Origin of the sequence: Vibrio sp. 10N.239.311.G01 (assembly GCF_041465805.1) — a bacterium.
In the GTDB taxonomy this organism is placed as follows: domain Bacteria; phylum Pseudomonadota; class Gammaproteobacteria; order Enterobacterales; family Vibrionaceae; genus Vibrio; species Vibrio crassostreae_C.
In genome coordinates this window covers 49,939-65,125 of the sequence record NZ_JBFSRM010000001.1, presented here as the reverse complement: position 1 = coordinate 65,125, position 15,187 = coordinate 49,939, and the positions used below count along the sequence as shown (strand labels likewise).

At 45.3% G+C, this 15,187-nt stretch carries 15 protein-coding genes; 9 read left to right on the top strand and 6 right to left on the bottom strand.

Going from position 1 to position 15,187, the window contains the following annotated elements; translation table 11 throughout:
- Positions 1-84: 84 nt before the first annotated feature.
- The gene (gene msrB, locus AB6D06_RS00300; protein WP_080582205.1) at positions 85-522 is read right to left on the bottom strand and encodes a peptide-methionine (R)-S-oxide reductase MsrB; all 438 of its coding nucleotides are present in this window, start codon (positions 520-522) and stop codon (positions 85-87) included.
- A 319-nt stretch (positions 523-841) separates the two neighbouring features.
- On the opposite strand from msrB, the gene gap reads away from it, so the two are divergent.
- The 7 genes from gap (at position 842) to AB6D06_RS00265 (ending at position 9,330) form a co-directional block, all read left to right on the top strand.
- Positions 842-1,837 carry a type I glyceraldehyde-3-phosphate dehydrogenase gene (gene gap, locus AB6D06_RS00295; RefSeq protein WP_017059382.1) on the top strand — a complete coding sequence of 332 codons (996 nt, stop codon included), beginning with the start codon at positions 842-844 and terminating at the stop codon, positions 1,835-1,837.
- A gap of 242 nt (positions 1,838-2,079) precedes the next feature.
- The gene (locus tag AB6D06_RS00290) at positions 2,080-2,964 is read left to right on the top strand and encodes a D-hexose-6-phosphate mutarotase (protein ID WP_229647120.1); all 885 of its coding nucleotides are present in this window, start codon (positions 2,080-2,082) and stop codon (positions 2,962-2,964) included.
- Between the two features lie 111 nt (positions 2,965-3,075).
- A complete protein-coding gene (gene rlmA, locus AB6D06_RS00285) occupies positions 3,076-3,891 on the top strand; it encodes a 23S rRNA (guanine(745)-N(1))-methyltransferase (protein WP_017067182.1) in 816 nt (271 codons plus the stop codon).
- Between the two features lie 75 nt (positions 3,892-3,966).
- Entirely contained in the window at positions 3,967-4,920 is a 954-nt protein-coding gene (locus AB6D06_RS00280; RefSeq protein WP_017059385.1) for a ChaN family lipoprotein, read from the top strand.
- A 276-nt stretch (positions 4,921-5,196) separates the two neighbouring features.
- A complete protein-coding gene (locus AB6D06_RS00275) occupies positions 5,197-5,550 on the top strand; it encodes a hypothetical protein (protein ID WP_017059386.1) in 354 nt (117 codons plus the stop codon).
- Between the two features lie 122 nt (positions 5,551-5,672).
- Positions 5,673-7,559 (top strand): BCCT family transporter, encoded by a 1,887-nt coding sequence (locus tag AB6D06_RS00270; protein ID WP_017063436.1) that lies wholly within the window; start codon positions 5,673-5,675, stop codon positions 7,557-7,559.
- A 193-nt stretch (positions 7,560-7,752) separates the two neighbouring features.
- Entirely contained in the window at positions 7,753-9,330 is a 1,578-nt protein-coding gene (locus AB6D06_RS00265; protein WP_017067179.1) for an alkaline phosphatase, read from the top strand.
- 154 nt (positions 9,331-9,484) lie between these two features.
- Here the strand turns inward: AB6D06_RS00265 and AB6D06_RS00260 are convergent, their stop codons facing one another.
- Entirely contained in the window at positions 9,485-9,922 is a 438-nt protein-coding gene (locus AB6D06_RS00260) for a YcgN family cysteine cluster protein (protein ID WP_017067609.1), read from the bottom strand.
- Between the two features lie 159 nt (positions 9,923-10,081).
- Between AB6D06_RS00260 and AB6D06_RS00255 the strand changes: the two genes are divergently transcribed.
- Both AB6D06_RS00255 and aqpZ read left to right on the top strand, forming a co-directional pair.
- On the top strand, positions 10,082-10,330 hold the full coding sequence (locus tag AB6D06_RS00255) for a YkgJ family cysteine cluster protein (RefSeq protein ID WP_017059389.1): 249 nt from the start codon (positions 10,082-10,084) through the stop codon (positions 10,328-10,330).
- A 100-nt stretch (positions 10,331-10,430) separates the two neighbouring features.
- Complete coding sequence (aqpZ, locus tag AB6D06_RS00250) at positions 10,431-11,120, top strand: aquaporin Z (protein WP_372109809.1); 690 nt, start codon at positions 10,431-10,433, stop codon at positions 11,118-11,120.
- Between the two features lie 66 nt (positions 11,121-11,186).
- Here the strand turns inward: aqpZ and recR are convergent, their stop codons facing one another.
- From recR to apt, 4 genes are all read right to left on the bottom strand, one after another.
- Positions 11,187-11,786, bottom strand: coding sequence for a recombination mediator RecR (gene recR / locus AB6D06_RS00245; RefSeq protein WP_019823189.1), 600 nt, complete (start codon positions 11,784-11,786; stop codon positions 11,187-11,189).
- Positions 11,787-11,864: 78 nt separating this feature from the next.
- Positions 11,865-12,194 carry a YbaB/EbfC family nucleoid-associated protein gene (locus AB6D06_RS00240; protein WP_017062338.1) on the bottom strand — a complete coding sequence of 110 codons (330 nt, stop codon included), beginning with the start codon at positions 12,192-12,194 and terminating at the stop codon, positions 11,865-11,867.
- Between the two features lie 152 nt (positions 12,195-12,346).
- Positions 12,347-14,575 carry a DNA polymerase III subunit gamma/tau gene (gene dnaX, locus AB6D06_RS00235; RefSeq protein WP_372109808.1) on the bottom strand — a complete coding sequence of 743 codons (2,229 nt, stop codon included), beginning with the start codon at positions 14,573-14,575 and terminating at the stop codon, positions 12,347-12,349.
- A gap of 18 nt (positions 14,576-14,593) precedes the next feature.
- On the bottom strand, positions 14,594-15,139 hold the full coding sequence (gene apt / locus AB6D06_RS00230; protein WP_017062340.1) for an adenine phosphoribosyltransferase: 546 nt from the start codon (positions 15,137-15,139) through the stop codon (positions 14,594-14,596).
- Between the last annotated feature and the right edge of the window lie 48 nt (positions 15,140-15,187).

The following is a 15,187-nucleotide window of genomic DNA, read 5'->3' as shown; positions in this document are numbered from 1 at the left end:
CTAGAGTTAAATCTGAAATCTTGGGCGTTTCAGCATTCCTAAATCGACAAATGCGACCTGTAAGGATTAGACAATAGTTACAAGTTATTTCGTACTTTCGTCATTTTTGTTGAAAATTAACGACACTGAATTAACACAGAACCGTTCACCTGTGGTCTTCGGGCCATCTGGAAAAACGTGACCTAAATGGCTATCACAGGCGGTACAACGGATCTCTACACGCTTCATTCCGTGACTTAGATCTTCTATATAGCGTACTGCTTCATCATTCACTGGGGCATCAAAGCTTGGCCAACCACACCCAGAGTCATATTTGTTATCCGACAGAAACAAAGGGCTTTCACAGCATGTGCAGCTATAGACGCCAGTCTTATGGTTGTGCAGTAACTTGCCGCTATATGGGGCTTCAGTACCACGCTCACGACACACTGAAAATTCGTCGTCCGTTAGGCGCTCACGCCAGTATTCATCAGGCTTTATCATATTTCCTCCCTTTTGAATCACGTTAATATCTCTCCACATTCTCAGTTATTATATTTACTTTTTTCTATAAAGGCTTGCATATGAGTCGTTTTGTAGCACATACTTTCTCACCAGGAAACATTGTACATATACACTCATAAGTGAATCATCATTTAGGGGTATTTTACCCAACTGGAAGGGTACAGAGCCACTTGCAATGGTCAATTTTCAACCACTTACACCCAATTGTTAAGAAAAGCGTCGCTTTTTTTTGACATTAAACAAGTTAAGTCGGATTATCTATTGCAGATGTATACTGGATTCTGTAATTTTACTACCAGTTATCTTTAATCAGAAATTAAGTTGTGGAGCAACTACAATGACTATCAAAGTAGGTATTAACGGTTTTGGCCGTATCGGCCGTTTCGTATTCCGCGCAGCTCAAGAGCGTGCAGACATCGAAGTAGTAGGTATTAACGATCTAATCGACGTAGAGTACATGGCATACATGCTTAAGTACGACTCAACTCACGGCCGTTTCAACGGTACTGTTGAAGTTGAAGGCGGTAACCTAATCGTTAACGGTAAAACTGTACGTGTTACAGCTGAGCGTAACCCAGAAGACCTTAAGTGGGATGCTATCGACGTAGACGTAGTTGCTGAAGCAACTGGTCTTTTCCTAACTGACGAGACTGCACGTAAGCACATCACTGCTGGCGCTAAGAAAGTAGTTCTTACTGGTCCTTCTAAAGATGCAACTCCAATGTTCGTAATGGGCGTTAACCAAGCATCTTACGCTGGTCAAGACATCGTTTCTAACGCTTCTTGTACTACTAACTGTCTTGCACCTATCGCTAAAGTACTTAACGATAAGTGGGGCATTGAGTCTGGTCTTATGACTACAGTTCACGCTACTACAGCAACTCAAAAAACTGTAGATGGCCCTTCTGCTAAAGACTGGCGCGGTGGCCGTGGTGCTTCTCAAAACATCATCCCATCTTCAACTGGTGCTGCTAAAGCTGTAGGCGTTGTTCTTCCAGAACTAAACGGCCTTCTAACTGGTATGGCTTTCCGTGTACCAACTGCTAACGTATCTGTAGTTGACCTAACAGTTAACCTAAAAGAAGCTGCATCTTACGAAGAAATTTGTGCTGCAATGAAAGAAGCTTCTGAAGGCGAAATGGCTGGCGTTCTTGGTTACACTGAAGACCAAGTAGTATCACAAGATTTCATCGGTGAAGTTCAAACTTCAGTATTCGATGCTAAAGCTGGTGTTGCTCTAACTGACAAATTCGTTAAAGTTGTATCTTGGTACGACAACGAAATCGGTTACTCAAACAAAGTTCTAGACCTAATCGCTCACATCTCTAAGTAATTTCTTTTTAGAAATCGCTTTAGATAAGCATTAGCGAAGACTGTTTTGAGCAGACTTTGAAAAAGGCGACCTTAGTGTCGCCTTTTTAATGCCTGCTATCTTTTAAACCGCGTCTGTCTAAGCTCATCAAGATAGCCCAAACGCAAAATTCAATTCTAATACTGACTCTGCTTGTTACTCATGAAAACACAAGCATCACTCTAGTCAGCATTTGAATTCAATTTCCTTAGAAGGATCATGTAATGGATTTATCTACTCTACCTGCACTGGCGGTACTTTCTGACAACGTCACTATCGTTGAACACGAAGGTGTAAAACTGGTTCGCGTTATCCACGATAAAGCAAACGCAGCGATTTCACTGTTTGGCGGCCATGTGGTGTCATTCCAACCGCAAGGTCAAGAAGACCTAATTTGGATGAGCCAACAAGCTAAGTTCGATGGTAAAACGGCTCTGCGTGGTGGTATTCCAGTATGTTGGCCTTGGTTTGGTCGCATTGCAGCACCAGCACATGGTTTTGCCCGTTCAAGTGAATGGCAATTGGTTGAACACCGTGAAAGCGAAGCTGGCGTGATTGTTAGCTTAGGTCTGAAGCCAAGCGAAGAGACGCTAGCAGTATGGCCTCATCAGTTTGATGCTCGCTTGAATGTTGAGATCGGCGAACAACTAAAAGTAACGCTGGACGTGAAGAACACTGATTCTCAGCCATGGACTTTCTCTGGTGCACTACACACTTACCTAAACGTTGGCGATATCCACAACACAACCACCACTGGTATGGGTGCTGAGTACATTGATAGCCTGCAAGGTGGCAAGATCTGCCAAGGTGGATCTGAACTGGTACTGACCGACACTATTGATCGCGTTTACACTCAGCCAGAAGCGCAAATCTTTGTTGCTGATAAAAAGCTGGATCGTACTCTAACGGTTGAAAACCACGGTCATAACTCTGCAGTACTGTGGAACCCGTGGGCAGAAGGCGCTGCAAGTATGGGCGACATGCAAGACGATGGTTACCTAACTATGATGTGCGTAGAATCAACACTGCACGCGCCAAGCCTAGAAGCCGGTAAAACACTCCGGCCGGGTGAAAACCACCAACTGTTCACTGTGATTAGTGCCCAATAACCGTATAAATACAGTTATAAAAAACGATTTTTGAGCGGCTTTATGTCGCTCTTTTACTTTTTGGTTTTAGCTCGTTACACTTGCGCTGTCTATTCTCCTTTAGAGGTCTCCATGACTTACCAATGCCCTTTGTGTCACCAACCTTTATCTCAAAACGATCGTACGTTTAAATGTGAAAAGAACCATCAGTTCGACCTAGCAAAAGAAGGCTATGTCAATTTGATGCCAGCACACCACAAACGCTCAAAAGATCCAGGTGACAACAAAGAGATGATGCAGGCTCGTCGCCGCTTCCTTGAAGGCAACCACTACGATCCAATGCGCCAAGCCGTTGTTGGTTTATGCGCTAGCTATCTGCCAGAAACAGCCCCTAGCCTATTAGATATAGGTTGTGGTGAAGGTTATTACACCAATGAAATTGCGGTAAACCTTCAAGAAAAGAATGGCGCTACTTTTGGTCTAGATATCTCTAAGATTGCTATCAAATATGCCGCTAAACGCTACCCAGCGGTCGACTTCTCAGTCGCTTCGAGTCATCGTCTACCCTTTGCTGAAAATAGCTTAGATGGCATTCTGCGCATTTATGCGCCATGTAAGGCTGAAGAGTTACAGCGCACCATCAAAGACAATGGCGTCGTGATCACCGTGACACCAGCCAGCCGACACCTGTATCAGCTGCGCGATGCGATTTATGATGGCGTTCGCTTGCACGATGAAGATCCAGAAGTGATCGAAGGTTTTACGCTTGAGCATCAAGAGCAACTAAACTATATGATGGAACTATCGGGGTCAGATGCATTCGACCTGCTACAGATGACGCCGTTTGCTTGGAAGGCGAGTGAAGAGTTTAAACTACAACTCACCGAGGCAGAGCAATTCAACTGTGAAGCTGACTTTATGCTGCGAGTGTACCGCAAACAAATTTAATTGATATTGATTATCGTTTGCATTGAAATCTTATCTTGCCTCCTTTAGTATGCGTGTTCTTCAAGGAGGCATTTCATGCAACGTATTATTCTTATCGGATTAGCTACTCTTCTCACGGCTTGTGCTAGTCAACCTGCAAAAGACACTTCTCAAAAAGTGGCTCAAACGGAATCCGTTTCCACATTCTATGACTACCAGTTCGCTTCTCCACAAGGCGAAACACTTTCTCTCGATGCATTACCCGAGCAGCTGATTGACGCTGATGTGGTTCTAATTGGCGAATGGCACACGCATTCTGCCATTCACCGCTTCCAAACCGACTTCTTAAAAGCGCGCCGCAACGCAACATCAAACATTGCGCTTTCAATGGAACAGTTCACTCGAGAGCACCAAGCCACACTTGACCAATACTTAAACGGCGAAATTGGCGAACAAATTCTCATGTCTCAAGCGGCAGCTTGGCCAAATTACGAAAGTGATTACCGCGCGTTAGTTGAGTTCGCAAAAGCCAACGACGTCGATGTTATTGCGGCAAATGCACCAAAGCCATTCGTGCAGTGTATTGGCCGTAAAGGATTGCCTTACCTAGACCAATTATCGACCGAGCAACGCCAATGGATTGCTGCCGAAGTGGATACTGGCGATAGCCCTTACAAAGAAAAGTTCATGGCTTCTATGCATCACGGTACGCCAGAGCAAACAGAAAAGCAGTTTGCCGCTCAGGTTACCTGGGACGAAACCATGGCTGAGTCGATTGTGGATTACCTAGCATCAAACCCTGATAAACAAGTGATTCACGTGGCTGGCAAGTTCCACACCGAGGGTGGTTTAGGGACGGCGGCATCAATTCTACGTCGTAACCCTGATTTAAAAATCGCCATCATCAGCCCGGTTGAAGCGATCTCATCGGATAGCGGTGATTATCAGCTTGAAGTGCTTTCGCCGCCGGCTCGCTTTGTAAAGAAAGAGAACCGAATGAAGGCATACAAGCATCTGTCAAAACGTAGCGCTAGCCTAGAGTGTGAGTAGGATCTGTTGATCCACTCTTCTAAGCTAAAGAGTCGATGGGCTAATCCTAGATAATTAGCCCATCGTCACAACTTGATCACGTTCCCGTCATTCATCCTAACTCTATCTAAAATCAAACATTCTTATCGGCACAAGACTTGCTTAGTAAATAGACGATTTAACCAAGCAGACGAAAATGTAATGTGCGAATAAAAAAACATCACTATCGATGATTAATTGCACAAGTTTTTCACACCTCTGCCGATACTATATTTAAGGATAGGTAAGGAGAGCTATATGACGCCAGTAGGAACGAGTAATACTCAGCTGTATTCGCCTTCGCAGATGAACGCTAAGAGTTCAGCTAACGAAGCTGAAAAGCCTACACCGCTTAAGGTTGAGCAAAATACGGTTAGGCTTTCTGATGAAGGCAAAGCACTCTTATCTGCCCTAAAAGAAATTGATAAAGAAGCGAAGAAAGTCGAAGCAGAAAACGCGACAGTTACCGATAAAGTTGAGTCATTCGCTCATGGTGCCTTGGGTATGGATCACCCAGATAAGATTGAAGAAGAAGATGATGGTTCTTATTCAGCGGGGCAATACCTGTCCGCAGCGGCAACCGTAGGCGGTATTCTTCTCGCACTCATTTAGCCTTGCCAACCTATCGCATTCTCTAGAATAAAAGCGATTTATCGTTACGACAATAGACCCGATTAGGTCTAAAAAACGAGTTCATTCCATAATTCCGCTCTCATTTTAATGGAATAATACTCGTGAAAAACACTTTTGAGCTTATCGATAAGCCAACCTTTTTTGGTGCTATAGCACTCCTACTCACGATAGTTTTCCCGCTCATTTTGTTCCCTGCACAGGGCGCAGACTGGATTGCGGTTGCGAAAACATTCATGACTGATCAACTCGGATTCCTGTATCTTGCTCTAGGTCTCGCAGCCTGTGCATTTATGGTGTACGTAGTATTCAGTGATATGGGACAAATTAAACTGGGCGAAGCTGATGAAGAGCCTGAGTTTAAAACTGCATCATGGGCTGCCATGCTATTTTGTGGCGGTATCGGTGCAAGTATCTTGTATTGGGGCTGTATTGAGTGGGCTTACTACTACCAATCACCGCCTTTCCAACTAGAACCTGGCAGTGAAGAAGCAGTACGCTGGGCTGCGACCTACGGCCTATTCCACTGGGGACCAATCGCATGGTCTATCTACCTAATCCCGGCAATTCCTATCGCTTACTTCTTCTACGTACGTAAACAACCTGTTCTAAAGATTTCAAGCGCATTAATGCCTGTTCTTGGTGAACACCGTAGTAAAGGCGTACCAGGAAAGATCGTTGATATCCTATTCATTTTCGGTCTATTAGGCGGCGCTGCAACAACATTAGGTTTAGCCGCTCCTCTGATCACTGAAGGTCTAAATCATCTATTTGGTCTACCTAAAAATAACCTAACGCAAGTGATGGTGCTTTTAGTGTGTACTGCGATTTTTGCTTACTCATCTTATGCTGGATTGGAAAAAGGCATCAAGATACTAAGTAACATCAACTTCTGGGGTGCGATGGGTCTACTGGCTTTCGTTCTGATCGCGGGTCCAACAATCTTCATGTTAGAAACAGGCTTAGACTCAATTGGTCGTCTACTGTCTAACTTCTTCGTGATGGCAACGTGGGCTGAACCATTTGGTGGTTACGGTACATTCGAAAACACTCACTTCCCACAAGACTGGACGATTTTCTACTGGGCATGGTGGCTAGTATTTGCACCGAGTATGGGTCTGTTTGTTGCGCGTATCTCTCGCGGCAGAACCATCAAACAAATGGTGTCAGGGTCGATCTTCTTTGGTTCTCTAGGTTGTTTCCTGTTCTTCATGATCTTAGGTAACTACGGCCTATCACTGCAGCTTTCTGGTGAGCTAGATGTCGTTGCCATTTTGAATGCGGAAGGCGCAACCAAAGCTATCTTCTCGATGCTTGCACAATTGCCAATGAGCACGCTGGTTATCGCTGTATTTACAATGCTGTGTATCATTTTCACGGCAACAACATTTGACTCTATCTCATACATCCTAGCGTCTGTTGTACAAAATAACGTGACCGAAGAGCCAATGCGCTGGAACCGTATGTTCTGGGCATTTACTCTGTCGTTCTTACCAACGATTCTAATGTTCTTAGGCGGTCTAAGTACGCTACAAACGGCGGCGATTGTTGGTGGCTTACCACTGCTTGCTATCTCTGTGATGCTGATGATTTCAGCGGTTCGTGCGACTAACCTCGACCTACGCCATCAAGATGCGTATATCGAGCCAACGATCAACATCGAAGAACTGCCAGACATGGACCCTTGGTCTGCTGAAGGTATGGCGTTGGCTCAGTTTGAGAAAGAAAGAGATGCAGCACAAGAAGCCGCAGAACTTGAGCGTGTTGCTTACACAGAACTTGCCGCAGTGAAGAAAGAAATTCGCGCTTATGTGTTAGAACAAGGTTCACAAATGGAAACTCACGAGTTACCAGAGAACCTACAACAAGCACTTGAGCAGGCCGAGAGTAATCTTAGTGCCGCACAAGCGAAAAAGATCGAGTTATCTGAGCAAGCTCAGAATGCTCGTATCACGTTCAATCAGGTGGTTGCAGACTTACCGCTTGCTTGACATTAGCCATGACACAGTCCATTGATTTGGACTCTCCTAAATACGACAAAGGCTCACAGAAATGTGAGCCTTTTTTTATGTTTTTCTGAAAATTTGAGTTATTGCTCAATTTCATATTGATGAAACAAATATGAAACGACTTTGACACAAATCGGTGTTCTAATCATCCCGCTTATATAAAAAGGGATAACTAATGAAGCACTTTATGAAACCAATTGTTACCGCAGTGGTAACCTCTACACTCTCATTCAACGTACTTTCAGCAGAAATCAAAAATGTCATTCTGATGATCGGCGACGGCATGGGACCTCAGCAAGTTGGCTTATTGGAAACCTACGCAAACCAAGCGCCAAATTCCATCTATAAAGGGAACAAAACGGCCATTTATCAACTTGCCCAAGAAGGGGTTATTGGTTCATCCCTAACGCATCCGGAAGACGCAATCGTAGTGGATTCAGCTTGCTCTGCGACCATGCTTGCAACGGGTATTTACAGCGGTTCAGAAGTGATCGGTATCGATTCCCAGGGTAACCATGTTGAGACAGTACTTGAGAAAGCAAAAAAAGCAGGCAAAGCGACCGGCTTAGTTTCCGACACACGCTTAACTCACGCGACCCCTGCTTCTTTCGCCGCTCACCAACCTCACCGTTCTTTAGAGAATCAAATTGCATCTGACATGTTAGCAACGGGCGCTGATGTGATGCTCTCTGGAGGACTGCGTCATTGGATTCCTAAATCGACCAACGACAAAGGTGAAACCTATAAGCAACTTGAGAAACTGACTCAAGGTGATGTTTACCTCAAATCGAAGCGTAAAGACGACCGTAACCTGCTGACTGAAGCAGAGACAGACGGCTACCAGCTGGCGTTTAATCGCAATATGCTAGACGATGCTAAGGGCGATAAACTACTTGGCCTATTCGCCTACTCTGGCATGGATGATGGCATCGCTTACAGCAACAAGAAAAAGAGTGGCGAACGAACTCAGCCAAGCCTGAAAGAGATGACACAAAAAGCGCTCAACATCCTATCCAAAGATGAAGATGGCTTTTTCCTAATGGTCGAAGGTGGCCAAATCGACTGGGCGGGACACAGTAACGATGCAGGTACCATGCTGCATGAACTGCTCAAGTTTGATGAAGCGATCCAAACGGTGTATGAATGGGCAAAAGATCGTGAAGATACGATCGTGATTGTTACCGCAGACCACGAAACAGGCTCTTTCGGTTTCAGCTACTCTTCTAACAACCTACCAAAACCACAGAAACGTTCTGGCGAAGCCTTTGCTGATCGCGACTATGCACCCAACTTTAACTTTGGTGCATTCGATATTCTTGATGGTTTATACAATCAAAAGCAAAGCTACTACGGTATGATCAGCGAATTTCAGAAGCTAGATAAAGCGCTGCAAACACCTGAAAAACTGGCTGAGATCGTCAACAAGAATAGTGAGTTCCCTATCACTGCTGAACAAGCAAAAAACGTGTTAGCCAGTAAGCCGAATCCATACCGATTGGCTCAGCACAAATACTTGTCGGCAGAAGAAGTGCCTGCTATCAACGATTTTGATGCATTCTTCCCTTATAACGACCGTGGCAACCTGCTTGCTCGTGAACAAGCAACAGGCCAAAACATCGTTTGGGGTACAGGTACACACACTCACACACCAGTGAACGTGTTTGCTTGGGGTCCTGCTGAAAAGATACTGCCAGTTTCGAAAATCATGCACCACTCAGAACTGGGTGAGTACATTAAACAACAAGTAAACTAGCCTGAATCTTTTTTGTTCGTTTAAATTTAGCGCCCTTCGGGGCGTTTTTTGTTTTAAGCTTTTGAGCTAAGTGAGTAATTGAGTAATTGAGTTTTAAATTTAGGCGACGCCAAATAGTAAAACAGCCGCTAAAGAGCGGCTGTTTTTATAATACTTAGCGATTTGGGTGATTCAAAATGTGATCTTCCCAATCGACAACATCGATTTCGTATACCACTTTGTTACGAACACTTTCACCTGCAGCATGCATCTCTGATTTAGAACCCGTAATCAATGGGTGCCACTCAGGAATCGGCTTAGATTCAGATAGAAGACGGTAAGCACAAGTATCTGGTAGCCAATGGAATTCATGAATCTTGTCACGAGTCAGCTTCAAACACTCTTCACCTGAAGTGAAGCGGTTCGGGTAGTCTTTACAAGAACATGTTTTGTCGTTTAACCAGCTGCACGCCACGTTGGTGTAGTAAACTTCATCGCTATCTTCATCCATTAGTTTATGCAGGCAACACTTACCACAACCGTCACACAGTGATTCCCACTCGTTCTCGGTCATTTGCTCTAGTGTCTTTTCTTGCCAAAATGGATTCGTCATAGGATTACTTCTTACTCTTTTACTGGGGTGCGTGTTATACCGCTAGCCCATAAAAAGTTCAAGGATAATAATTGTTCATTCTTTGATTCAATCAACAGCTGTCACTCTCATCATTTTTTGCTACTATCGCGCACCCTGTTATTTAGTGAGTTTAATTTGATGGAATGTCGCCTAGGTTGTGGAGCATGCTGTATCGCTCCAAGTATTACATCTGCTATTCCTGGAATGCCTAATGGTAAGCCTGCTGGGGTACGCTGCATCCAATTAAATGAGCAAGATCTCTGCAAATTATTTGGTCAACCTTCACGCCCGAAGGTATGTCACCAATTCAAAGCTTGCCCTGTCATTTGTGGTAAAACCGACCAAGAAGCCCTTGATAACCTGATCGAGTTAGAAGCCATTACCTAAGATTATCTGACCTTTTCTTCCTCCTATATATCTAAGATTTCACAATTCTTCGAAATCTAAACTATCTTGTTGATACTGGTACAGATTAATAAGGATCGTTATGAATAGGTATATCGCAGAAATGTTCGGTACATTTTGGTTGGTGTTAGGGGGTTGTGGTAGTGCCGTCTTGGCCGCTGCTTTTCCCGATATAGGTATCGGCTTACTCGGGGTTTCCCTCGCGTTTGGTTTAACCGTACTCACCATGGCTTTTGCTATTGGCCATATATCCGGCTGTCATCTCAACCCTGCTGTGACAATAGGTCTTTGGAGCGGTGGTCGCTTTGATGCCAAAGACGTCGCACCTTACATTATTGCCCAGGTCATTGGCGGTATTATCGCGGGTGGTGTGTTATTCGTGATTGCTTCAGGCCAAGCAGGCTTTGACGCTGCGGCATCTGGTTTTGCTTCAAATGGTTACGGTGAACACTCACCGGGCGGCTATTCACTTACCGCTGCACTGGTCTGTGAAGTGGTCATGACCATGGTGTTCCTGTTCGTGATCATGGGCGCGACTGATTCGAAAGCCCCTGCTGGGTTTGCACCGATCGCAATTGGTCTCTGTTTGACCTTGATTCACCTTATCAGTATTCCCGTAACCAATACTTCTGTGAACCCTGCTCGAAGTACCGGCGTGGCTGTATTTGTCGGTGATTGGGCCGTTTCGCAATTGTGGCTATTCTGGGTTGCACCGATTATTGGTGCTGTAATTGGCGCGATGATATACAAAGCGGTGAGAGGTTCAGATTAAGCGCTGAAAAACGTCTAAAGCAATAAAAGAAAAAGCCGCTTAGTGATGCTTCACCAAGCGGCTTTTTTAGATCTTATGACGACCGAGTAAGGAGTGCGAAAGCGTGGTGCCATCCACCAGCTCTAGCTCACCACCAACGGGAACACCATGAGCGATACGGCTAGCGTTCACTTCATGGGCATTACATAGCTCAGCAATGTAGTGCGCTGTCGCTTCCCCTTCAACTGTTGGGTTAGTCGCTAGGATTACTTCAGAGATATCACCACGACGCAGGCGGTAGTCCAAAACATCGAGACCGATGTCACTTGGACCAATACCATCAAGTGGTGAAAGGTGGCCCATCAATACAAAGTAACGGCCTGAATATTGGCCAGTCGCTTCTATTGCTGCAATGTCTGCAGGGCTTTCTACTACACAGATTTGACCATTTTCCTGACGTTTAGGATTGGTACAAATGTGGCAAGTATCTTCTTCAGTAAAAGTACGGCACTCATTACAGTGACCAATTTCGGTCATTGCTTGGCTAAGAGCTTCAGCCAATTGTAGGCCGCCTTTTCTATCGCGCTGTAACAAATGAAAGGCCATACGCTGCGCCGACTTGGGGCCAACCCCAGGTAGACAACGTAAGGCCTCCATCAAATGCTCCAGCATATGACTGGTACGCATATTTAACCGTTCTAATGTTCAAGTAATAGCCTGTTCAACACAAACCACCACCTGAATTAACCTTTAAGAATAAGTTACTTAGAAAGGCATCTTCATACCTGGTGGAAGTTGCATTCCGCCAGTTACGCTAGCCATTTTCTCTTTTTGAGTTTCTTCAACGCGACGAGCCGCATCGTTGAAAGCAGCAGCGATAAGATCTTCAAGCATCTCTTTATCGTCTTCCATTAGGCTTTCATCGATATCAACACGGCGAACGCTGTGGCTACCAGTGATCGTTACTTTTACAAGGCCAGCACCTGACTCACCTGTAACTTCCATATTTGCGATTTCTTCTTGAAGCTTTTGCATGCGCTCTTGCATTTGCTGGGCTTGCTTCATCATGTTGCCCATACCGCCTTTACCAAACATGTTAATACTCTCTGGTCTAATTGGTTTATTAAAATTAATTAAGCTATACGAGCTTAAATGGGGGTTAAAACAGTGTGATTCAACCCCTCGATGTTCAGTTCTCAGATTTGCTTATCTGGGATGATATGCCGGTCACTAAACAAGAAAACGTTCTAGATAGGACGAACGCTGTCTCTGTCGAGTTCAGCGGCAAAACGTCTTTCAATGAACTGTACGTTGGCATCGTTTTCTAAAGCGGTAAACGCGTCTTTCAACTTACCTTGGTACAACCTTTCTCGTAATTCTAGCGGCGTTTCTCCACCATCACCGATTTCAACACTCAAATGACACTCTTCTCCAAGCACCGTATTGAGAGACTGCAATAATTCACTCTGTGCACGGTCCGTATTCAAGTGAGCTTGGCTCGCTCTTAACGTTAAAGTGATTGATGTGTCGTTTTTAGCAAACACTGAGTTCAATGCTAACTGTTCAACAAGCTTGGCTGTCTCTAGCTTTTGAATCGTGGCGGACCATTCATCTTGAGCAATCGACTCTTGAAGCAATTTGTCGACCATTTCTGGTGTCTTAATATGCTCTAACGCACGCTTGATCTGAGTAGGTGTAAGCTCTTTGCTCACCTCTTTCACTACAGGTTTAGACGGTTTCCAGCGATAAGGTTCATTATCGCTGGTCACATTTTCTGTCGAAGAGGCTGATAAAGAAGCTGGCGACACCCGCTCAGAACCACCGTGTTGCTGAGCAACTCGATCAAGAACTGAAGTTTTAGCTGGTGTCGCTTTAGCCTTTTTTGGCGCCGAGCCTTTGTTTTCTGTTGCCGCGCTGCCTCTACGTTGAGAACGTAATTGGTGGCGTAAACCACTCACAGGCGAAGTTGCACGCGCCGGCTGCTCTTGCGGAGCAGAAGGTGCAACACTTGGCTGTTGAACCGGGCTCTGGTTTTGATAATTCGTTTGTTGCTGCTGAGGCTGATCTGCACCGTAGCTTGGACGCTCATCATAAGCAGGAGGCGCGTCATACTGGCTATGCGGGTAATCCTGTTCTGGATAACCTTGGTTACCTGAATGATCAGCGTAACCTTGCGAATCTGAATACTGTGCTGGATTCTGCTGCGGAGCCTGTTGCACCGGTTGCTGCTGCATAGCTTGCTGTTGAGGCGCCTGTTGTTGCATCTGAGGCTGTCTCGGAGCTGCCATTGGCGCAGGTTGACTCACTGACTGAGCAACGTTCTGAGCTTGAGCTGCTGGAACTGGCGCTGGGCTTGCCGACTGAGTCGAGATTGCAGTAGCAACCGCTTGTTCAGCAGGTCTAAAGGCCAACATGCGTAAAACTACCATCTCAATACCAACACGAGCAGTTGGCGATAACGGTAAGTCTTCACGACCTTTCAATACGATCTGGTAGTAAAGCTGAATGTCTTGTGGGCTAAGCGCTTTGCTCAGTAGTTCAAGCTTCTCAGCGTCAGGCTGTGCCTTATCTAGTGTAGATGGCAAAGCTTGGAACATCGCAAGACGATGCAGTTGAGTCGCAAGCTGATTCAGCAAACCGTCCCACTCAACACCGTTCTCAGCAAGGCTTTGGATACACGCCATCGCTTGTTGCGGCTGCTTACTGCTAATCGCTTCAAGCAAGTGGATAGCTTGGTCGGTATCCAGTGTCCCAAGCATATGAGCAACAGTATCTGTTACGACATTGCCGTTACCTAATGCGATAGCTTGGTCTGTAAGGCTTAGTGCATCACGCATACTGCCATCAGCAGCATGAGCAATCATTCCAAGCGCACGAGACTCAGACGTCACATCTTCTTGTTCAAGAATATGATCGAGCTGCTCGTGAATATTATCAACGCTGATCGGCTTAAGGTGGAACTGCAAACAACGCGACAAGATAGTCACTGGAAGCTTCTGTGGATCCGTTGTTGCGAGCAAGAATTTCACATACTCAGGCGGCTCTTCTAAGGTCTTTAGAAGCGCATTAAAGCTGTGCCTAGAAAGCATGTGGACTTCATCGATTAGGTAAACCTTGAAGCGACCACGTGCAGGCTTGTACTGAACATTGTCCAGAAGCTCGCGGGTATCTTCTACCTTAGTACGTGATGCCGCATCAATCTCAAGTAGGTCAACAAAGCGACCTTCATCGATTTCTTTACAGGTTGCACATTCACCACAAGGTGTTGAGGTAATGCCTGTTTCACAGTTGAGCCCTTTAGCAAACAAACGGCCGATGGTCGTTTTACCGACACCTCGTGTACCGCTGAACAGGTATGCATGGTGCAACCTGTTCTGGCTAAGGGCATTCTCTAATGCTGTTAAAACATGGGCTTGACCAACCACTTCTTTGAATTTGGTTGGTCGCCATTTTCGCGCTAACGCAAGATAGCTCATGAATAATTCCGAAAAGGATTAGTGACCGTCGAATTCGCAGATGCTAAACACTTCTAGACCTAAGCCTTGTAAGCGCTTGTCACCACCGATTTCTGGAAGGTTAATAACAAATGCAGCGTGTTCTACCACACCACCAAGCTGACGAATCAACTTTGTTGTTGCTTCAATCGTACCGCCCGTTGCTAGCAAATCATCAACCATCAACACTTTATCGCCTTCAACGATAGCATCAGTATGGATTTCTAGAGTGTCGGTGCCGTACTCAAGCTCATAAGATTGTGCCACAGTTTGACGAGGCAGCTTGCCCGGCTTACGAACAGGAATGAAGCCAACACCTAGCTCAAGTGCCAAAGGCGCACCAAATAGGAAACCACGAGCTTCAGTACCAACGATCTTAGTAAAGCCCATGTCCTTGTATGTTTCCGCTAGCAGGTCGATAGTCGCTTTGTAAGCTACTGGATCTTCCATCAAGCTTGTTACGTCACGGAACAAAATACCCGCTTTAGGGTAATCAGGAATGCTTTTGATGCTTGCTTTGATCAGAGAGATTTTTTCTGTGTTCATAATCTTATGCACTTCATTAGGCCGCTTTCCAAACTCTCGTTAACGAAT